Raw genomic sequence first — 20,086 nt, 5'->3', positions numbered from 1 at the left:
GAACCCAGATGGCCCAGCGCATACCAGAAGGCACCGTGGTGGTGGTCGCCGACGGCGGGTCCGCCCGGGTGTTCGCGAACGTCGACGAGAACGGCGGCCTGCAGCTGCACCAGCTGATGGACCTGCAGAGCACCGAGGGCCAGGGCCCGGCCGGCGCCGCGCCGGCGGACATGAGCCTCTCGCAGCTCGACGAAGCCACCTTCGCCAAGCAGCTGGCCACCCAGCTCAACGAGGGCGCGCTGAACAACCGCTACGCCCACCTGCTGCTGGTCGCCGACCCCACCACGCTGGGTCGCCTGCGCCCGCTGCTGCACAAGGAAACCCAGTCGCGCCTGATCGGCGACCTCGCCAAGGACCTCACCAACGCCCCGCTGGCCGATATCCAGCGCGCGCTGGGCTGAGGCCGCGTCATGGCGCTGGCTGCCGGTTATGCCGCCATCGAGCCGGGTGCCGACGAGGTCGCCGCCACCCCCGGGCGCGTGGCGCTGGAATTCGGCGCACCCTGGTGCAGCCACTGCCAGGCGGCGCAGCCGGCCATCGCGCAGGCGCTGCAAGCGCGCCCTGATGCGGCGCACCTGAAGATCGAGGACGGCAAGGGCCGGCCGCTGGGCCGCGCCTACCGCGTCAAGCTGTGGCCCACGCTGGTGCTGCTGCGCGATGGCGAGGAAGTGGCGCGCGTGGTGCGTCCGCGCTCGCCGGCGGACCTGGCCGACGCACTGGCGCGGTGGGACGCCGCCGCCGGCTAGGTCGAAAACGTGTCCGGGTAAGGCATGCCCTGCCCGGTCTCCAGGTATTGCTTGAGGCTGCGCCCGAGGAAGAACGCCCAGCCGCCCTCGCAGGTGGCCTTGCAGGGCGCGTCGGGGTAGTCGAGATGGCTGAAATCCAGCCGCGTCCCGGTGGCCGTGGGATGCAGCTCGAAGCACATCGACGAGCCCACCCACGCCTCGCTGTCGAGCATGTTCGAGCGCGTGCAATGCCACACCACGCGGCGGCGGTCGACGTCGTGCATCACGTCCAGCTCCACGCGCCAACCGTGGGCGCTCCAGTCCAGCTGCACGTGGCGGCCCTGGCCTTCGGCCTCGCGCGTCCACCACTGCGCCATGTGCGCCGGCGCGGTCAGCGCGGTCGCCACGACTTCCGGCGCGGCGGCGATGTGGAACTGCTGGCGGAGGGTCTGGCCCATGGTGCGGTCCCCGGTCGGCAAGCGGACCGATGATCGCGCACTCCGGCGCCGCCGTGGTGCTGCGGCGCGCAAATGCGTCTCCGGACCGATCTGGCGCGCTGCCCCAAGCGCTCGGCAGCTGAAGCGCGGCGGCGCCCGCGGCTTATGGGCGCCGCGTGCCCGCGCGCTTCTCCAATCCGCGGAAGGCACCGAGCACCAGCAGGCACAGCACGCACACGCCGGTGGCGATCACGTAACGGCCGATGCCGGCGGCAATGCCGATGGCCGCCGACATCACCAGCGAGCTGGCGGTGGTAAGCCCGTTCACGCGGTCGGTGCGCGCGCTGCGCAAGATGGTGCCGGCGGCCACGAAGCCCACGCTGGCCACCACCGCCTCGATCAGGCGCACCGGGTCGACCTGCAGCAGGTCGCGGTAGCGCTCCTGCTGGAAATGCTCGGCGATGCTGTCGCCCAGGCCCACGATCAGCGCCGCCGCGCCGGCGATCATCATGTGCGTGCGCAGCCCGGCGGGGTGGCGGCCGATCTCGCGCTCGATGCCGATCACTCCGCCCAGCACCATGGCGGCCGCCACGCGCAGCACGACGAACAGATCCTGTCCCAGGTGTTCCATGCGAAACCTCCGGCAGAGGGCGCCAACATCGCAAGCCACCGGCGCACGCCGGGTGAAGACGCAAACCGCCTATGCTGCGCGCATGAAGCCGCATTCCCCCGCCGCCGAGCGCAGCCGCGACCCCATCCTGGGCGTGCTGCGCACCTATTTCGGCGACCGCCGCCACGTGCTGGAGATCGGCAGCGGCACCGGCCAGCACGCGGTACATTTCGCCGCGGCCATGCCGTGGCTGCAGTGGCAGCCCAGCGATCACCCCGACGCGCTGCCCGGCATCGACGCGTGGCGCGCCGAGGCCGGGCTACCCAACCTGCGCCCCGCCATCGCGCTGCAATCCGAACCGGGGCGGGGCCTGCAACCTCCGCCCGCGCCGCCGCCCGGTGGCTTCGATGCGGTGTTCACCGCCAACACGCTGCACATCATGGGGTGGTCGCGGGTGCAGGCGCTGTTCGCCAGCCTGCCGGCGATCACCGCGCCCGACGCGCTGCTCGCGGTCTACGGGCCTTTCCACATCGCCGGCAAGCCGACCAGCGAGAGCAACCGCGCCTTCGATGCGTGGTTGAAGGCCGAGTATGCCGAGGGCGGCGTGCGCGACCTTGAAGCCGTGCAGGCCCTGGCCACCTCGGCCGGCCTGCGCCCGATCGCGCGGTTCGCGATGCCGGCCAACAACTTCTGCCTGTTGTGGCGCCGCGGCGGGCCGCGCACGCCCTAGCCGCGGCGCGGGCGCTCCAGCCACCAGCAGGCGGCGGCCAGCAGCAGGAAAGCCCACCACGCCGGCCAGCGCGACCCGGGGTGTTGTGCCGTGGCGAGGGCGCCGGGCGCATCGGCCGGCGTCACGCGCCGCAACGTCTGCATCGACTGCGCCTGCGCGAAGGCGGCCTTCGCCTGTGCCGGATCGCGCACGTAGAACGGCATGGCGGCCTCGCCCGTGCCCAACGTGTGCCAGCCGGCCTGCGCGGGCCAGTAGGCCGCGCAGGCCGCGTTGTCCGGATCGCGGATCAGCCGATGCACGCCGCCCGCGGGGTCGCGTACCTGCGGGTTCTCCGTGAGCCCGCAGATCACCATGCGTTCGCCCGCCCATGCCGGCGCGGGAATATCGAACGTTCCGCCATGCGGGCGCGCGCGTGCCAGCGTCGCCAGCACGCCGCTCCACAGCCGGCCGTGCGCGGCCGCTTCGCCAGCCAGGGGCAGCTGCCAACTGTCGGCCAGCGTGGTCACGCCGATGCGGCCCTGTCCGAGGCTGCGCCACCACGCATAGGGCGTGCCGCCCGCGTCTTGGGCGAGCACCGGCAGGGTGGCGTCAGGGGCGAAGTCGCGCTTGCCTAGCATCACGGGCGCTTCGCCGTCGGCGACGGGCCACGACACGGGCACGGTGGCGCTGCCGCCGTGCAGGGGCAGCCCGAGGGCGGCCAGTGCCTGCCGCGCGCCGGCGTCGAGCGGGCCACCCAGCCGCACCAGCACGCCCAGGCCACCGCGCGCGGCCTCGCGCACCGCGGCGCGCTGCGACGAAGACAGGCCGCTCCATGCACGCTCGTCGAGCCAGAGCAGATCGAAGCCGGACAAGGTGGCCACGTCGAGTGGCTTGGGTGCATCGCCCAGTTGCAGGCCGCCGCCCACGGCGATCTGCGTATGCAACGTCACCCCGGCATCGGCGGCCCAGCGGCGCAGGTACTTCCACTCGGGCTGCGGTGCGCCGGCCAGGATCCATACGCGCAGCGGCGGCGCCGCCACCGCGTGCAGCGGCAGCGGCTGGCGGTCGCGCTCGCGGCCATCGGCATCGAGCACGCGCACCGCGAACAGCACCTGCCCGGCCAGGCGTGCCTGGCCCCGCAGGCGGAAACGACCCTGCGCGTCGAGCGGCGCGGCATCCACGCGGCCGCCCGCCGGATCGAGCAACTCGACGCGACCGCGCGGCCAGCCCACCACCTGCCCTTCCACGTCAAACGTGTTGCCCGGCGCGACGGGCGGCGGCGTGGACACCGCCACCAGCCCGGGCGTCGGCGCCGGCGCCTGGAATTGCAGCGGCAAGGCGCCCACTGCTTCGCGGTCGCGCGCCGGCAAGCCCTCGCCCAGCACATGCAGCCGGGCGACGCCGGGGCGCTGCCTCAGCGCCGTGGCGAGGTCCGGGACCGGCACGGCGCCGGGCGGCGTGCCGGCCTCCGGCAGTGCGACGACATCGCCGCCCTGCACCGGCGCGGCACCGGAGGTGAGCACCACCAGCGTGCCGCCCTCGCGGGTGGACATCGGCGGATACAGCACGAAGTAGAGCGCGAGCGCGCACAGCGGCTGCAGCGCGATCCACCCGATGCGGCGCGCGCTGCGCGGTTGGCGCCACGTACGCCCCATGGCCGCCAGCGCGGCCAGCGCGATCACGCCGGCGGTGGCGAGCTGCCACGCGTTCATGGCGAATCTCCGGCGGAAAGCGCATCGAGATAACGGCGCCCTGCCGCGTCCGGTGCCTGGCGCGGCAACGGACGCGCCGGCGGCGGCGCGAGCGTGGTCCACAGCAACGCGCGCAGGCGCTCGCGGCAGGCAGTACACGCCGGCTCCGCGCGGTACTGCTCCAGCGCGGCAGCCAGATCGAGCGGCGAGGCCAACCGGCTTTCGTGCGTGCCCAGCCAGCGGGCGAAGGCGTCCAGCTGCGCGGCGGGCACCTCGCCCGCCGAGGGCGCCAGCGCGTCCCACAGCGCGAGTGCCTCCTTCTGGTCGTCCTGGCGCCACGGCGCCAGCGCATCGTCGCGACGCGCCAGCCCGGTGCGATCGCCGCTCAGGCGGCGCGCCATGTCGATCGGCGGCAGTTCCGGGCCCAGCCGCGCCAGATAAATCCGCTCGGCCTGCTGAACTTCCTTGATGAAGCCCAGCGCCTTGTAGGCGAAAGGCAGCGCCGCCTCGGGGCGGCCCTGGCGCAGCTCGCCTTCGGCCTGCCACATCTGGTCGAGCGCGGCTTTCAGCGTGGCGCGTGTCTTGGGATCGAGCAGCGTGGCGGCCTCGGCGTGGTCGTGGGTGTGGCCGAACTCGGCAAGCACGTTGCCCTCGTTGCCGAAGCCATTGGCATCGCCGGTGGGCGCGTGGTCGTGATCGTGGTCGTCGAGCGCGGCGGCACCTTGCGCGGCGTCTTCGTGCTTCGCCGGTGCCGGTGCCGGTGCCGGCGCGTCGGCGGTGGGGATGTCGCGGGTGGGTACGTCGGACGTGGGCGGCACGTCGTCGTCGTGCGTCGGCAGCTTGGGCGCGCCTTCGCTCTCCTCGCCCAGGAACTGGCCGTAGCGCAGGCGCAGGATGCGCTGGTCCACGCCGATGGCGTCCGACCGCTTGAGGAAGCTCTCCGCGTCCAGGCTCCGCTTCTGCTTCAACAGCGCCTCGGCGTCGAGGATGATCTGGCGCTGGCTGCGGAAGTAGGCCGGCAGCGTCTTGCGCACGCTCGCCTCCAGCTCGACGCCAGCCTGCTGCTGCGGCGAGGGCCAGCGCAGGATCACGCTGCCGCTGCGCGCGGTCTGCGGCGTCGGTGCGCGGTTGTCGCGCACTTCCAGCTGGGCGACGAGGTCATCGCCCGGCTGCATGCCCAGCGCGGCGGGGTCGAGCGTGTATTCGAAGCGGCGCAGCGTGGGCGTGCCGCTACCGCTCAACGTCACGCCGTGTTCGCTGAAGCGGATGTTCTCGCCGCTGCCCTGGGCGAGCGTGAGGCGCAGCGGCGCGCTCGCGGCCACGCCGTAGTCGTCGCTGGCTTCGAAGCGCAGCGTCCAGCGCTTGCGCGCGGGCTCCCATTCCACCATCGACGCTTCCGGCGCCAGCACCCGCAATTGCGGCGCACGATCGGGCACGGGTTCCAGGCGATGCAGCGCCAGCGGCTGGCCGTCGAGCACGATGCGATAGAGCAGCGGACGCTCCAGCACCAGCGTTGCTGTCGCGCGATCTCCCTGCAGTTGCAGCGCCATCGTGCGGCCATCGGTGAAGCGTAGCTGCGCCGCGCGTGGCGGCTGGTCGAACCGCAGCGTCCACGCGAGCCGCGTACCCTGCGGGACCTTGGCATCCAGCGTGGGCAGCACGGCGGCGGGCTGCCCGGTGTAAGCCGGCGGCGTGGCCTGCAACGTGGCGTGGCGAAGCCTGGCCTGCTCACGGGCACGAGCGGCGCTGTCCGCTGGCGCCTTCGGCGGGCTGGCCTGCGGCGCGCGCGCCGGCCAGCCGACCACCGCCGCCAGCGCGAGCCCGCCGGCAAGGAACATCGGCATGCCCCGTCGCCACGGCCACGGTTCGCGCAGGTCGGTGGCGGTGTCGGCCAGCCGCGCCAGCACGCGTTCGCGTTGTAGCTGTTGCAGCGGCCCGAGCGTGGACGGTTCGGCGAACAGCAGGTCCGCGCTGTCTTCCAGCGCCGGTTCGGCATCCAGGCGGCGGCGCAGCCACGCGCGGTCGAGCCGGCGTGCGAAGAACACCGCCAAGGTGGCCAGTACCGCGCCCCCGGCGAGCAGGGCGGGCCACAACGCCGCGCCCGCGCCAAGCCGCCAGGCGATGGCCGCCGGCAGCAGCGCCCAAGGCAGACCGAACAGCACCACGGCGAATTTCCGCCGGCGTCGTGCGGCCCGCCAGCGGGGCTGAAGGACGGCCACGTTCATGCCGCGGCACTCCGGCGCGGCGCGGTGGCCATCCACCGTTCCAGCGCGAACACCAGCGCGATGAGCAACGCCAGCAAAGGCGCCAGCGGTTGCGCCGCGCGCGGCCAGCTGCGTGGCTGCTGCGCGGGCGCGAAGTCGGCCGCCGACACGCGTGCGGGGGGGACGGGTGGACGCAGCGCGAGGGCCAGGTCGGTGGCGAAACCGGCCTCGCGCACGCGCGGCGAGGTGGCCGGGTCCAGGCCTTCCGGCAGCTGCCACAGCCGGCCGCGTCCCAAGGGCGCGCTGGCGAGCACGACACGCCCCGCATCATCCTGCCACTGCGGCACGGCGCGCGTGCCTGCCGGCCACGGCGTGCCGGATGCGATCAACACTTCGCCGCCACCGCGTACCCATTCCAGCCAGGCGGGCGGCAGCGCGTCGCCGCGCAGGCGCACGGCAAGCGTCCCGGCGGGCAGTAGCGCGGCATCGGGACGGTCGTCGGCGGATCGCGGCAGCGCCGCGGTGCCCCTGTCGGCGCGCCAGGCCGATTGCAGCGCGCGCAGCGTGCGCCACGCAGGGCTGTTTTCGTCGGCCGCAAACACCGCCAGCCGCGGCGGCGCGGCCGCCATGGCCCCGGAGGGCGGCGACGCGCCGGGCAGCACCTGCCATTGCACCGGGCGCGACAGCACGGGGCGCTGCGCATCCACCGCGCCCCAGGACGACGGCACGACGACGGTCAGCGGCGCGCCCGGCGGCAGTTGCGCATCGAACTCGCGCAGCAGGCTGGCGACCGGCTGCACGCCAGCCGGTACGGGTGTATCCAGCGCGGGGAAACCGCGCGCGAGCCAATGTACGCGCGCATCCTGCGGCCAGCGCAACGCGCGCTGCGCGGTCGCCTCGATGCCCGGCGCCACCAGCACGCGCGGGCGGTGGTCGTCATCGTCGCGCCAGGCCAGCGCGGCCAGCAGCAAGGCCAGCAACGCCAGCAGCAGCAGCCGCACCAGCAGCAGCGGCCACTCATCGATGCGGATGCGCTGGCGCGGCCTGGGTTGCGCGCGCAGCCAGCGCAGCGCGGCGAACTCGGTCAAACGCGATTCCTGGCGCCGCGCCAGATGGACCAGCAACGGCACCAGCCAGGCGGCCAGCGCCGCCAGGCCGAGCGGAAACAGCAGGGTCAGGCCCATGCGCCCCCCGTGCCGAACAGGCGCTGCAGGCCGGCATCGAGGGGCTCGTCCAGATACTGCGTGGCGTGGCGGATGCCGGCGGCCTGCCAGCGTGCCTCGCGCTCGCGCATCGCCTGGCCGAAGCGGCGCAGGTAGTCCGCGCGCAGCGCTGCCGCGTCGCCGAGCAATTCCTCGCCGGTTTCCGGGTCACGGAAGCGATGGCCGCCCTGGAACGGGAAATCGCGTTCGTCCGCGCCGAGCACCTGCAACTGCACCACCTCGCGACCGGCCTTGGCCAGGCGCTCGCCCAGCATGAGGCCGGCGTCGTCGAAGCCATCGCCCAGCATCAGCACGAGGTCGTGCGCGCCGCTGCGCTCCCAGGCGACGCGCTGCGCGGCTTCCGGCGGCCAGCCGCCGGCGGCGCGCAGCCCGTGCAACGCAAGCCAGACACGGTCGCGCTGGCGCGTGCCCACGCCGGCCGGCACGAGTTGCACGCGATCGTCGCCGAACACGATCAACCCGAACCGATCGCCCTGCCGCAAGGCCAGTTCCGCCGCGCAAGCCGCCACGCCGCGCAAGGTTTCCAGCCGCGTGTGGCCCGGCCGCGACTGGTCGGCGTGGCCGGCCGAGGCGCTGGCGTCGAGCAACAGCCACAGCGTGAGCGGGCTTTCGCGCTCGGCCTCGCGCACGAAGAAGCGATCCGAGCGCGCGTAGAGTTTCCAGTCGATCTGCCGCAGCTCATCGCCCGGCTCGTAGGCGCGATATTGCGCGAACTCCAAACCGGCGCCGCGGCTGCGGCTGGCGTGCAGGCCCACGCCCTGCTGGCCCGCTGCGCGACGCGCCCGTAGCTGCACGCCGCGCAGGCGGCCGCGCACATCGGCGGGAATCAGGGCCGGGCCGGACACGTCCATCGCCAGGATCAGGCAGGGAACGGGACGGCGGCGAGCAACGCCTCGATGACGTCTTCCGGGCGCTTCTGCTCGGCTTCGGCCGCGAAGGAAAGCAGCAGGCGATGGCGCATCACCGGCGCGGCCAGCGCGGCCACGTCTTCGCGGGTCGCGGCGAAGCGGCCCTGCAGCAGCGCACGCGCCTTGGCGGCCAGCACCAGCGATTGCCCGGCGCGCGGGCCGGCACCCCACTTCACCCACTGGCGCACCGCCTCCGGCGCGTCGGGGCCGGGCCGGCTGGCGCGCACGAGGCGGTTGATCCACGTCAGCACGTCCTCGCCCACATGCACCTCGCGCACGTGCTGCTGCAGCGCGACCACGGTGTCGCCGTCCATCACCTGGGGCACGCTGCCGCTGTGCGTGCCGGTGGTGTGCAGCAGGATGTCGCGCTCTTCGGCTTCGCTGGGGTAATCCACGCGCACGTGCAGCAGGAAGCGGTCCAGCTGCGCTTCGGGCAGCGGATAGGTGCCGGCCTGCTCGATGGGGTTCTGGGTGGCCAGCACGAAGAACGGCGCCGGCAGCGAATAGGTGGTGCCGGCGTAACTGACGGTGCGTTCCTGCATCGCCTCCAGCAGGGCGGCCTGGGTCTTGGGCGGCGTGCGGTTCAGTTCGTCGGCCAGCAGCAGGTTGGTGAAGATCGGGCCGGGCTGGAAGCGGAAGTGGCGGTGGCCGGTGCCGTGGTCTTCTTCCAGCAATTCGGTGCCGAGGATGTCGCTGGGCATCAGGTCCGGCGTGAACTGCACGCGGCGGAACTGCAGCGCCAGCGCCTGGCCGAGCGAGCGCACCAGCAGCGTCTTGCCCAGGCCCGGCGCGCCCTCGAGCAGGCAGTGGCCGCCGGCGAGCAGGCCGATGAGCAGCTGTTCCACCACGGTGGACTGGCCGACCACGGCCTGCGCGAGCGCCTGGCGGAGTTCGCCGAGGCGGGCGATGTGCTGCGGGAGGGCGGAGGCGTCTGGGGAGGTCATGGGGGTGTCTCGATGAAGGCAGGTCAGCTGTTCAACGCATACATCACGATGTTCACCGCGAACTTCGTGTTGTCTTCGGCCAGGAAGCGCTTGTTGCGCCAGTCGTAGTCCCATTCGCAACCGTAGTCCTTGTTGCTGTAGAGCACGCCGAGGCGGCCGTCGATCTCGATGCCTTTCAGGTAATCGTGGACGAGGTCGTCGCCCCAGCCGTTGAGCTCGAAGCCGGTCGCCGGCGGGCCCTCGGGGAACTTGAAGAAACTGCTGTAGATCGGATGCTTGTTGGAGAGCCTCTTCAGCGCGTCCTTGCCGAAGATCGAGGACATCTGCGCCTCGAACGAGCGCGCGAACAGCCCGTCGATGTCGTGGTTGCAGTCATCCACGAACACGAAGCCACCGTTACGCACATAGCGTTCGAAGTTGCGCCGCTCGGCCGCGTTGAACTCCACCAGCTTGTGCCCGGCCAGGTACAGGAACGGCGCCTGCAGCACGCGCGCGTCGGCGAGCGGCAACACGTGCTCGACTGGGTCCACGCGCAGGTGCGTGTAGTCCACCAACGAGGTGATGAGGTTGGACGGCATGCGCGCATCCACGTCCCAATCGCCGGAGTCGTACTTGAGGCGGGTGAACCAGAAGTCGTATTGCGGGGTGGCCGCGCGCACGGCCGGCACGGCCAAGGCTGCCGCGCCGCCCAGCATCAGCCTGAGAAACTCACCACGCGTAAAGGAACGACTGGCCAAGACTGCCTCGGGTGGGGAGCCCCCCTTTGGCAAGGGAGGCGCGCCGAAGGCGCGGGGGTTTGGAAGCATCGAACACGCAGCCCAGGCTTGCGCGTGCGCCAGCCTGGGTGCGCAGCCTGCCCTCACGCTTTACACCGCATCCGAGAGCGAGGTGAAGGTGAAATCGCGCAGGCGCATCGGCGGGATCATCATCACGAAGCTGGACTCGTCCCCGGCCACGCGCACCGGCTTGCCCAGCTCGTCGATGTTGTTGAGCATGATCACCGGCGATTCGTTGAAGCGGAAATTCTTCACTGGATACTTGATCTGCCCGTTCTCGATGTAGAACGTGCCGTCGCGGGTGAGGCCGGTCAGCAGCACCGTCTGCGGGTCCACCATGCGGATGTACCAGGTGCGGGTGACCAGGATGCCCTTCTCGGTGGTGCGCACCAGGTCGGCGATGGACTTGTCGCCACCGGCCATCAGCAGGTTGCCCGGCTCGCCGATCGCGCGCTTGCCGTTCTTCTGCGCCCAGAAGCGCGAGTAGTTGAGGTTGGCGATCTTGCCGTTCTCCACGATCGCCATCTTCTCGCGCGGCAGGCCTTCCTCGTCCCACGGCAGCACCGGCGCACCGGGGTGCCACGGGTCGGCGGTGATGTTCACGCGCGGGTCGTAGACCTGCTCGCCGAGCTTGTTGCCGCCGCCCTTCTTGGACAGGAAGCTGCGGCCTTCGTCGGCCTGGCGGGCATCGAAGAAATTCATCATGAAGGAAATCAGGCCCGCCGCGGCGGCCGGCTCCAGGATCACCGTGTACTTGCCCGGCTCCAGCGCCTTGGCCTCGGAGGACTCGCTGGCCTTGCGCATGGCGATGCGGATGTCCTGCTCGGCCTTGAAATCCGCCGCGTCCTTGAGGTTGCGGCCCACCCAGCCCGAACCGCGGCCATCTTCGGTGCGCACGGTGCAGGTGTAGTCGAAGCGGGTGCCGCGCTGGTAGCCGAAGTTGCCGTTGGAGTTGGCGATGGCGGTGAAGCTCTGGCCATCCTCCAGGAAGCCGGCGGCGATCAACCCATGGCCCTTGCACGGGGCGATGGAGTCGGCGGCGACCTGCGCGCGGAAGGCCGGGTCGATGGCGGCGGTGGATTCGCTGAAGGTCGGGCTCGGCTGGTAATCCTGCTTCTGCACCGCCGGGATGAACTCCGGGTTTTCCGGCGCCAGGCGGGCCAGGTCCTCGGCGCGGCGTACCACGCGCTCCAGCGAGGCGTCGTCGAACTCGTTGATGGTGGCGATGCCCACGCGCTTGCCGAAGGCCACCTGCACGGCCAGCTCGGTGTTCTCCACGATGCCGCTGGTGGAGACGTTGTTGAGCGCGAAACGGATGTTGCCGTCGATGGAGCCGGACAGCTGGGCGGTGCACTCGTCCGCCTTGGACAGCTTGATGACCTTGTCCAGGATGGCCTTGGCCTGTGCTTCGGTGAGGATGCTCATGAGGTAAGGCTCCGGATCAGCCCAGCGAACGGGCGGTGTTGATGACGTTGATGCCGTTGAAGCGGGCCGTGGACGAGCCGTGCGACACCGCCGAGACCTGGCCCGGCTGGCCCTTGCCGTCGAAGAACGAACCGCCCAGGCGGTAGTCGCGCTCGTCGGCCACGGCCACGCAGGCGTTCCAGAACTCCGGCGTGCGGATCTGGTAGGCCACGTCTTCGAGCATGCGGGTGATCTGCCCGTTCTTGATCTCGTAGAACAGCTGGCCGCCGAACTGCGCGTTGTAGCGCTGCTGGTCAATGGAGAACGAGCCGTCGCCGATGATGTAGATGCCGTTCTCGACGTCCTTGATCATGTCGGCCACGCTCAGCGGCGTCTTGCCGGCGGCCATCGAGACGTTGGCCATGCGCTGGAACTGCACGCTGGACCACGAGTCGGCATAGCAGCAGCCGTCCGATTCGGTCTTGCCCAGGATGTGGGCCTGGTCGCGGATGGCCTGGTAATCCACCAGCACGCCGTCCTTGATGAGATCCCAGCGCTTGGTCTTCACGCCTTCGTCGTCGTAGCCCACCGCACCCAGGCTGCCCGGCTGCACCTTGTCGGCGAAGATGTTGACCTTGTCGCTGCCGTACTGGAAGCGCGACTTCTGCTTGTCCAGCGTGGCGAAGCTGGTGCCGGCGTAGTTGGCTTCGTAGCCGAGCACGCGGTCCAGTTCCAGCGGGTGGCCGACGGACTCGTGGATGGTCAGCCAGGTGTGCGAGGGGTCCAGCACCAGGTCGTACTTGCCCGGCTTGACCGACGGCGCCTTCAGCTTCTCCTGCGCCTGCTTGGCGGCGGCGATGGCGTCTTCCTTCATGTCGTAGGACAGGCCGTAGTTCACCACCCCGTTCGGGGTCAGCACCTTGCCGGAGGACGCACCGTCCAGATACTCGTAGCCCATGCCCATCGGCGCGGACAGGCCATCGCGCGTGCGGAACTTGCCGCTGGCCTTGTCGATGGCGGTGACCGTCATCGGTGCCCAGATGCGGTGCACGTCCTGGTCGATGTACGAGCCGTCGGTGCTGGCGAAATACTTCTGCTCGTTGACCACGAACAGCATGGAATTGACGAAGTTGGCGCCGGCGGCCATCGCCGCGGCGTTGACGCCCAGCAGCAGGTCGACCTTGTCCTTGATCGGCACTTCCATCGCGTTCTTCTTGATCGGCGTCTTCCACGCCACCTCGCCGAAGCCCGGCGCCTTGGCCAGCTGCACCGGCGTGCTCTGGATCTTCGCGTTGGCCTTGGCGATGGCCGCGGCCTGCTGCGCGGCGCGGGCCACGCCCTGGTCGGTCAGCTCGTTGGTGGCGGCAAAGCCCCAGGCGCCGTTGGCGATCACGCGGATGCCCACGCCGGTGGACTCGGTGTTCACCACGTTCTGCACCTTGTCCTCGCGGGTGATCACGAACTGCCGCAGGTAGCGGCCGATGCGCACGTCGCAGTAGGTGGCGCCGGCGCCGCGCGCGGCGGTGAGGGCGGTGTCGGCCAGGCGCTTCTTGTGCGCCGGGTCGAGGACGGTCACCAACTGCTCGGCCGCGATGGCCTTGCCGAAGATGGAAGGCACCAGCAGGCCGCCGGCGGTCAATCCGCTCAGGGCCAGGAAATCACGTCGTTGCACGGCGATACTCCCCGGAAATCCCGCGCCGGGCGCGGAAGGATGGATGGGCGCGGTCCCACTGTCCGCGTTCCCGATTCTTGCGGGACGCGGGGGGGTGCGTCATGTGACTTTCGACAGGGTGAAGCGGACCGGAAGCACGGCTTCGGTCCGCCTGCCCGGCCTTCACCCCAGCGAACGCGCCGTGTTGATGACATTGACCCCGTCAAAGCGCGTCGTGGCCGAGCCGTGCGACACCGCCGAGACCTGGCTGGGCTGGCCCTTGCCGTCGAAGAACGAACCGCCCAGGCGGAAATCGCGCGCGTCGCAGATCGCCGACACCGAGTTCCAGAACTCCGGCGTGCGGATTTGGTAGGCGCCGTCCTCCACCAGCCGGGTGACCTGGCCGTGTTCGATCTCGTAGATCAGCTGGCCGCCGAACTGCGCGTTGTAGCGCTGCTGGTCGATCGAGTACGAAGCGCGGCCATGGATGTACAAGCCCTTCTCGACGCCGGCGACCATCTGCGCCACGTCCAGCGGCTGCTGGCCCGCCGCCAGCGAGACGTTGGGCATGCGCTGGAACTGCACGCTGGACCAGGCATCGGCATAGCTGCAGCCGTCCGATTCGGTCTTGCCGAGGATATGCGCCTGGTCGCGGGTGCATTGGTAGTCGACCAGGATGCCGTCGCGCACCAGGTCCCACTGCTTGGTCTTCACGCCTTCGTCGTCGTAGCCCACCGCGCCCAGGCTGCCTGGGCGCGTCTTGTCGGCGACGAAGTTGACCAGCGGGCTGCCCCAGCGGAAGCCGGCATCGCGCTTGTCCAGCGTGGCGAAGCTGGTGCCGGCGTAGTTGGCCTCGTAACCGAGCACGCGGTCCAGCTCCAGCGGGTGGCCGACCGATTCGTGGATGGTGAGGAACAGGTTGCTGGGGTCGATCACCAGGTCGTACTTGCCCGGCTTGACCGACGGCGCGGAGAGCTTGGCGCGCGCCTGCTTCGCCGCCGCCACCGCGTCTTCGCGCGGGTCGTAGGACAGGCCGTAGGCGGTCAGCCCGCCCGGCAGGCGGTGCTTCTGCGCGGCGTCGCCGTCGAGGTATTCGTAGCCCATGCCGACCGGCGCGCCCAGGCCATCGCGGGTGCGGAACTTGCCGCTGGCCTTGTCCACCGCGGTGACGGTGAAGGGCAGCCACAGCCGGTGGATGTCCTGGTCGATCCACGAGCCGTCGCTGCTGGCGAAGTACTTTTGCTCGTTGATGGCGAACAGGCGCGAGGCGGCGAAATCGGCGCCGGCGTTGATCGCCGCGGCGTTGACGTCCAGCAGCAGCGCGACCTTCTCGGCCACCGGCACTTCCATCGCGTTGCGCTTGATCGGCGTGCGCCAGCTGACCTGGCCGGCGGGCGTGACTGGCGCCAACTGCACCGGACGTTCCGCCAGGCGCGCATTGGCGCGGGCGATGGCGATGGCCTGGCGCGCGGCGGCGGCCACGCCATCGCTGGTGAGCGTGTTGGTGGCGGCGAAACCCCAGGCGCCATCGGCGATGACGCGCACGCCCACGCCGGTGGATTCGCCGTTGACCACGTTTTCCACCTTCGCCTCGCGGGTGACCACGAACTGGCGCAGGTAGCGGCCTACGCGCACGTCGCAGTAGCTGGCGCCGCCGGCCTTGGCCGCGGCGAGCGCGGCATCGGCCAGGCGGCGGTTGCGCGCGGCGTCGGCGGGCACCAGCAACTGCTCGGCGGCGATCAGGCGGGTATGCGGCAGCAGCAGGCCGGCCGCGCCGAGCGCGGACCACTGCAGGAAGGTGCGACGATCCACGCGGGGCTTCTCCAGGGGCGGGCGCGCGCGGAATCCTTCGCCTTGCGCAAAGCCCGAGCGTCGCCGCTGGATGGAAAGGCGGTCAAGTGACTGCGGTCATGGTGCGCGCCGCAGGCATCAGCCGAAGAACCGGCTCGGCGCCTGCCCGAAGTGGCGGCGGAACATGCGCGTGAACGCACTGGCGTTCTCGTAGCCCAGTGCGGCGGCCACGTCGATCACCTTCTCGCCGCCGGCCAGCCGCTCCAGCGCGCGCAACAGGCGTGCCTGCGCGCGCCATTGCGCGAAGCTCATGCCCAGCTCGCGCCGGCACAGGCGCTGGATGGTGCGCGCGTCGATGCCCAGCGCCTGGCCCCAATCCGGCAGCGGCGCGTTGTCTTCCGGGTGCACCTCGAAATGGCGGGCAATGCGGCGCAGGCGCGGGTCAGCCGGCTCGGGCAGGTGCAGCGGCAAGACCGGCATCGTGCGCAGCTCGTCGAGCAGCAGGCGCATCAGGTGGCCGTCGCGCGAATCCGGCGCATAGGGCTGGGCGACGCGTACCGCGCTCTCGATGAGCTCGCGCAGCAGCGGGCCGATGTCCACCGCGGCGGCCTTGCGTGCGGGCAGGTGCGCCACCGCCTCCGGCCGGATGTACAGGCTGCGCATGTGGACCTCGCCGATGCAGCGCACGCTGTGCTCCCAGCCGGCGGGCATCCATAGCGCGCGCGTGCTCGGCACCACCCAGCGGCCCTGCTCGGCGGTGACGACCATCAGCCCGCGCACGGCGTGGATCAGCTGGTGCTTGGCGTGGCGGTGCGGCGGGATCAGCCGGCCGGCGGGGTAATCCACCGCGCGGCAGAACACGTCCGACGGGCTGGCGTCGATCTCGCGCAGGTGCGCCGGCGGGTAGGCCCGTGGCGGGATGTCCGTTTCGGCATGGGTCATGACCGGATCGCACGAGTACGACAGAGGGCCGCAGCCTACCATGCGCTGTCCCGCTCTCCCCGTATGGTTGCCATGTCCCACACCGCTACCGCCCTCCCCGCCGCGCAGGCCACGCCGGCGCCCGCCGCCTCGCGCCCGGTCGCCACCGGGGTGCTGGCCGCGATCACCTCTTCGCACTTGATCAACGACATGATGCAGTCGCTGATCCTGGCCATCTATCCGATCCTCAAGGGCGAGTTCTCGCTCAGCTTCGCGCAGGTCGGCCTGATCACCCTGACCTACCAGCTCACCGCTTCGCTGTTCCAGCCGCTGATCGGCCTGCGGACCGACGCCCGCCCGGCGCCCTACTCGCTGCCGATGGGCATGGGCGCCACGCTGATCGGCCTGCTGCTGCTGGCGTATGCGCCGAACTACGCCATGGTGCTGGTGGCCGCCGCGCTGGTGGGTATCGGCTCGGCGGTGTTCCACCCGGAGTCCTCGCGCATCGCGCGGCTGGCCTCCGGCGGGCGGCACGGCCTGGCGCAGTCGGTGTTCCAGGTCGGCGGCAACACCGGCACGGCGGTGGGCCCGCTGATCGCCGCGGCGGTGATCGTGCCTTACGGCCAGCACGCGGTGGCGTGGTTCGCCGGCGCGGCGCTGGTCGGCATCGCGCTGCTGTCGTATGTCGGGCGGTGGTACGCGCTGCACCTGGGCGCGCGCCCGGTGGCGCGCAAGGCCGATGCGCAGGCACCCGCGCTGCCGCGGCGCACCGTGGCCTGGGTGATCGGCATCCTGCTGGTGCTGATCTTCTCCAAGTACTTCTACATCGCCGGGCTGAGCAGCTATTACACCTTCTACCTGATCCACAAGTTCGGCGTGTCGGTGCAGAGCGCGCAGCTGCATCTGTTCGCCTTCCTGCTCGCCTCGGCGGCGGGCACGCTGATCGGCGGGCCGGTGGGCGACCGCATCGGCCGCAAGCCGGTGATCTGGGCCTCGATCCTGGGCGTGGCGCCGTTCGCGCTCGCGCTGCCGCATGTCGGCCTCGGCGCGACCACGGCATTGACCATCATCATCGGCTTCGTGCTGTCTTCGGCGTTCTCGGCCATTCTGGTGTACGCGCAGGAGTTGATGCCGCATCGCATCGGTACCGTGTCCGGGCTGTTCTTCGGGTTCGCCTTCGGCATGGGCGGCCTGGGCGCGGCGGTACTGGGCGTGCTTGCCGACCGCACCAGCATCGAGCATGTGTACTGGCTGATCTCGTTCCTGCCGCTGCTGGGCATCGTCGCCGCGCTGCTGCCTTCGCGGCGCGCGCACTGAGCCTGGTCCGCCCGCGCATCCACCGGCGGTGAGCGGTTTTGGCATAGTGGCCGCTTTCGGACACGAGAGCGGACCGATGCGCGCCTGGAGCCTGGCTGTTCCCCTGCTGTTCGCCTGCGCCGCGGCCGCCGCGGCACCGGCGGCCGACGTGACCGTGCTGGATGCGGCGCGCATCTACACCTCCGACCCGGCGCACCCGCAGGTGCAAGCCATCGCCTGGGCGCGCGACGGCCGCCTGCTCGCCACCGGCGAGGTGGCCGCCCTGGTGAAGCAGTATCCGCATGCCCGCCGCGTCTCGCTGCCGCAATCCACGCTGCTGCCCGGGCTGATCGATGCCCATGGCCACGTCATGGGCCTGGGCTGGGCCCTGCTGCAGGCCAACCTGGTCGGCTCGCGCAGCAAGCAGGACGTGCTGGCGCGATTGCAGGCCTTCGAGAAGACGCTCGCGCCCGGCGCGTGGCTGACCGGCAGCGGCTGGGACCAGAACGACTGGCCCGACAAGGCCTTCCCCACCGCCGCCGATCTGGATGCCGCATTCCCCGACCGCCCGGTGTGGCTGGAGCGCATCGATGGCCACGCCGGCTGGGCCAACAGCGCCGCGCTGAAGCGGGCCGCCGCCCGGCAACCCAGGCTGGCCGACGCACGTTGGCAGCCCGAGGGCGGCCGCGTGGAGCGCCTGCCCGGCGGCCAGCCGGCCGGCGTGCTGGTGGATGGCGCCATGCCGCTGATGCACGCGGTGATGCCGGCGCCGGACCAAGCCGCGCGCGAGCGTGCGCTGTCGCTGGCGGTAGAGACGGCCGTGCGCAACGGCCTGACCGGGGTGCACGACATGGGCACCTCGCGCGAAGACCTTGCGTTGATGCGCCAGTTCGCCGACCAGGGGCGCCTGCCGCTGCGCATCGATACCTATGCCGACGGCGACAGTGGCGCATTGGCCGACCTGTGTGCCAACGGCCTGTACACCCATCCCGGTGGCCGGCTCAAGATGGGCGGCGTGAAGCTCTACATGGACGGCGCGCTCGGCAGCCGCGGCGCGGCGCTGTTGCAGGACTACAGCGACGACCACGGCAACCGCGGCCTGTTGGTCACCGACCCGGTGGCCTATGCGAAGGCGGTGGCGAAGGCCAAGTCCTGTGGCGTGCAGGTGGCCACGCATGCGATCGGCGATCGCGGCAACCGCATCGTGCTCGATACCTACGAGAAGACGCTGGGCGCCGCCCGCACTGGCGACCATCGCTGGCGCATCGAACATGCGCAGGTACTGAGCCCGGAAGACCTGCCGCGCTTCGCGCCGCTGGGCGTGATCGCCTCGATGCAGCCCACGCACGCCACCTCCGACATGCCGTGGGCGCAGGATCGCCTCGGCCCGCAGCGCATCCTGGGGGCCTACGCCTGGCACCAGCTGCTGGACAGCGGCGCGCGGCTGGCGCTGGGTTCGGATTTCCCGGTCGAATCGCCCGACCCGCGATTGGGCCTGTACGCGGCGGTGACCCGCCAGGATCGCGCCGGCGAGCCCCCCGGCGGGTGGTTGCCAGCGCAGAAGCTCAGTCTGTCCGAAGCGGTGCGCGGCTTCACCGCCGATGCGGCGTATGCCGGCTTCGACGAAGACCGCGTGGGGCAACTGAAGGCGGGGCTGCGGGCGGACTTCGTGGTGCTGGATGAAGACCCCTTCGCGGTGGCGGCCTCCGAACTGGACGACCTGCGCATCCACTCGACCTGGGTGGACGGCGCGGCGGTCTACGAGAACAAGGACTGAGCGCCGCTAGGCCGCGAAGTCCTCCACCGCCAGGCTATCCCACGGCGGCACGTCGCCCAGCTGCGCCAGCAGGTAATCGACGAACGCGCGCACGCGCGGCGGCTGTTGGCTGCGTGCGGGCATCACCGCGCTGATCTGCGATTCCGGCGGCGGCCAGCCCGGCAGCAGCACCTTGAGCCGGCCTGCGCGCAGGTCATCGGCGACATGCCACAGCGAATGCAGGGCAATGCCCTGCCCGGCCAGCACGGCCGCGCGCAGCAGTTCGCCGTGATTGCTCTCGAACCGGCTGTGCAGGCGCACGCGCAGCACCTCGCCGTCGGGCGCGACGAGCGGCCAGGTGTCCTGCCGCCCATCGCGGCCGACCAGCAGGATGCCGGCGTGGCCGGCCAGCCCATCCGGGTGCTGGGGCACGCCATGCGTGCGCAGGTAGTCCGGCGAAGCCACCAGGACGCGCCGGTTGCTGGCCAGGCGCCGGGCCACGAGCCCGGAGTCCACGAGCGGGCCGATGCGGATCGCCAGGTCGTAGCCATCCTTGACCAGGTCGACGAGGTGGTCGCTCAGGTGCGCGCTCACCGCCACCTGCGGATGCAGCCGCTGGAAACCGGGCAGCCAGCCGGAGACGTATTGCAGGCCGAACGAGGCCGGCAGCGTCATGCGCAGCGTGCCGGCCACCGCCTGGGCGCTTTCGCGCAGGCCATCGGCCAGGGCTTCCAGGTCCTGCACCAGGATGCGGCCGCGCTCGGCCAGCGCCTGGCCTTCGGGGGTGGGATGCAGGCGGCGCGTGGTCCGGTGCAGCAGGCGCACGCCCAGCGCGCGTTCCAGCCGTTGCAGGCGCTGGCTGGCTACCGCCACCGACAGGTCCAGGCTGCGCGCGGCCGCGGAAATGGAGCCTTGGTCGAGCACCCGCAGGAACAACGCGATGTCGCCCAGCCGATCCATCATTCTCAACCGAATCTTGAAGATGATTCAGGATAGCAAGGGTTTCCGCGCGAATGTGGCGGGCGCAGCCTAGGCGCCTT

At 71.2% G+C, this 20,086-nt stretch carries 18 protein-coding genes; 5 read left to right on the top strand and 13 right to left on the bottom strand.

Annotation, left to right across the window (positions count from 1 at the left end; genetic code table 11):
* Window positions 1-8: 8 nt before the first annotated feature.
* Window positions 9-401: a host attachment family protein gene (locus P6166_RS01455; protein ID WP_277762754.1), complete on the top strand. Its 393-nt coding sequence runs from the start codon at window positions 9-11 to the stop codon at window positions 399-401.
* Between the two features lie 9 nt (window positions 402-410).
* Window positions 411-746 (top strand): thioredoxin family protein, encoded by a 336-nt coding sequence (locus P6166_RS01450; RefSeq protein WP_277762753.1) that lies wholly within the window; start codon window positions 411-413, stop codon window positions 744-746.
* On the opposite strand, the gene P6166_RS01445 is transcribed toward P6166_RS01450, so the two are convergent.
* Together P6166_RS01445 and P6166_RS01440 are read right to left on the bottom strand one after the other, a co-directional pair.
* Entirely contained in the window at window positions 743-1,183 is a 441-nt protein-coding gene (locus P6166_RS01445; RefSeq protein WP_277762752.1) for an SRPBCC domain-containing protein, read from the bottom strand. The genes P6166_RS01450 and P6166_RS01445 overlap by 4 nt on opposite strands.
* A 142-nt stretch (window positions 1,184-1,325) precedes the next feature.
* Window positions 1,326-1,793 carry an MgtC/SapB family protein gene (locus P6166_RS01440; RefSeq protein WP_277762751.1) on the bottom strand — a complete coding sequence of 156 codons (468 nt, stop codon included), beginning with the start codon at window positions 1,791-1,793 and terminating at the stop codon, window positions 1,326-1,328.
* An 82-nt stretch (window positions 1,794-1,875) separates the two neighbouring features.
* Between P6166_RS01440 and P6166_RS01435 the strand changes: the two genes are divergently transcribed.
* Window positions 1,876-2,502, top strand: a complete 627-nt coding sequence (locus tag P6166_RS01435) for a DUF938 domain-containing protein (RefSeq protein ID WP_277762750.1) — start codon at window positions 1,876-1,878, stop codon at window positions 2,500-2,502.
* Here the strand turns inward: P6166_RS01435 and P6166_RS01430 are convergent.
* The 10 genes from P6166_RS01430 to P6166_RS01385 all read right to left on the bottom strand — a co-directional run bounded on the left by P6166_RS01430 (window position 2,499) and on the right by P6166_RS01385 (window position 16,015).
* Complete coding sequence (locus tag P6166_RS01430; protein WP_277762749.1) at window positions 2,499-4,193, bottom strand: carboxypeptidase regulatory-like domain-containing protein; 1,695 nt, start codon at window positions 4,191-4,193, stop codon at window positions 2,499-2,501. The genes P6166_RS01435 and P6166_RS01430 overlap by 4 nt on opposite strands.
* On the bottom strand, window positions 4,190-6,397 hold the full coding sequence (locus P6166_RS01425) for a hypothetical protein (RefSeq protein ID WP_277762748.1): 2,208 nt from the start codon (window positions 6,395-6,397) through the stop codon (window positions 4,190-4,192). Before P6166_RS01425 ends, P6166_RS01430 begins: the two co-directional genes overlap by 4 nt.
* Window positions 6,394-7,560 carry a BatA domain-containing protein gene (locus tag P6166_RS01420; RefSeq protein ID WP_277762747.1) on the bottom strand — a complete coding sequence of 389 codons (1,167 nt, stop codon included), beginning with the start codon at window positions 7,558-7,560 and terminating at the stop codon, window positions 6,394-6,396. The genes P6166_RS01425 and P6166_RS01420 overlap by 4 nt, the downstream gene beginning before the upstream one ends.
* Window positions 7,551-8,450 (bottom strand): DUF58 domain-containing protein, encoded by a 900-nt coding sequence (locus tag P6166_RS01415; RefSeq protein WP_277762746.1) that lies wholly within the window; start codon window positions 8,448-8,450, stop codon window positions 7,551-7,553. The genes P6166_RS01420 and P6166_RS01415 overlap by 10 nt, the downstream gene beginning before the upstream one ends.
* 8 nt (window positions 8,451-8,458) lie before the next feature.
* Entirely contained in the window at window positions 8,459-9,451 is a 993-nt protein-coding gene (locus tag P6166_RS01410; RefSeq protein WP_277762745.1) for a MoxR family ATPase, read from the bottom strand.
* Window positions 9,452-9,474: 23 nt separating this feature from the next.
* Entirely contained in the window at window positions 9,475-10,146 is a 672-nt protein-coding gene (locus P6166_RS01405; RefSeq protein ID WP_277762844.1) for a DUF4159 domain-containing protein, read from the bottom strand.
* Between the two features lie 171 nt (window positions 10,147-10,317).
* Window positions 10,318-11,652, bottom strand: a complete 1,335-nt coding sequence (locus P6166_RS01400; RefSeq protein ID WP_277762744.1) for a TldD/PmbA family protein — start codon at window positions 11,650-11,652, stop codon at window positions 10,318-10,320.
* Window positions 11,653-11,668: 16 nt separating this feature from the next.
* Window positions 11,669-13,303 carry a TldD/PmbA family protein gene (locus P6166_RS01395; RefSeq protein ID WP_130316917.1) on the bottom strand — a complete coding sequence of 545 codons (1,635 nt, stop codon included), beginning with the start codon at window positions 13,301-13,303 and terminating at the stop codon, window positions 11,669-11,671.
* Between the two features lie 162 nt (window positions 13,304-13,465).
* On the bottom strand, window positions 13,466-15,094 hold the full coding sequence (locus P6166_RS01390; RefSeq protein WP_277762743.1) for a TldD/PmbA family protein: 1,629 nt from the start codon (window positions 15,092-15,094) through the stop codon (window positions 13,466-13,468).
* Between the two features lie 117 nt (window positions 15,095-15,211).
* Entirely contained in the window at window positions 15,212-16,015 is an 804-nt protein-coding gene (locus P6166_RS01385; protein WP_277762742.1) for a helix-turn-helix transcriptional regulator, read from the bottom strand.
* Window positions 16,016-16,087: 72 nt separating this feature from the next.
* Between P6166_RS01385 and P6166_RS01380 the strand changes: the two genes are divergently transcribed.
* Together P6166_RS01380 and P6166_RS01375 are read left to right on the top strand one after the other, a co-directional pair.
* Window positions 16,088-17,311, top strand: a complete 1,224-nt coding sequence (locus P6166_RS01380; protein WP_277762741.1) for an MFS transporter — start codon at window positions 16,088-16,090, stop codon at window positions 17,309-17,311.
* A gap of 76 nt (window positions 17,312-17,387) precedes the next feature.
* Entirely contained in the window at window positions 17,388-19,067 is a 1,680-nt protein-coding gene (locus P6166_RS01375; RefSeq protein ID WP_277762740.1) for an amidohydrolase, read from the top strand.
* Window positions 19,068-19,073: 6 nt separating this feature from the next.
* Here P6166_RS01375 and P6166_RS01370 read toward each other — a convergent pair whose 3' ends face one another.
* Complete coding sequence (locus tag P6166_RS01370) at window positions 19,074-20,006, bottom strand: LysR family transcriptional regulator (RefSeq protein ID WP_277762843.1); 933 nt, start codon at window positions 20,004-20,006, stop codon at window positions 19,074-19,076.
* Between the last annotated feature and the right edge of the window lie 80 nt (window positions 20,007-20,086).

The organism is Stenotrophomonas sp. HITSZ_GD, assembly GCF_029543105.1.
GTDB lineage: Bacteria > Pseudomonadota > Gammaproteobacteria > Xanthomonadales > Xanthomonadaceae > Stenotrophomonas_A.
The sequence above is the reverse complement of the archived record's forward strand: the minus strand, read 5'-3'. Positions and strand labels throughout refer to the sequence as shown.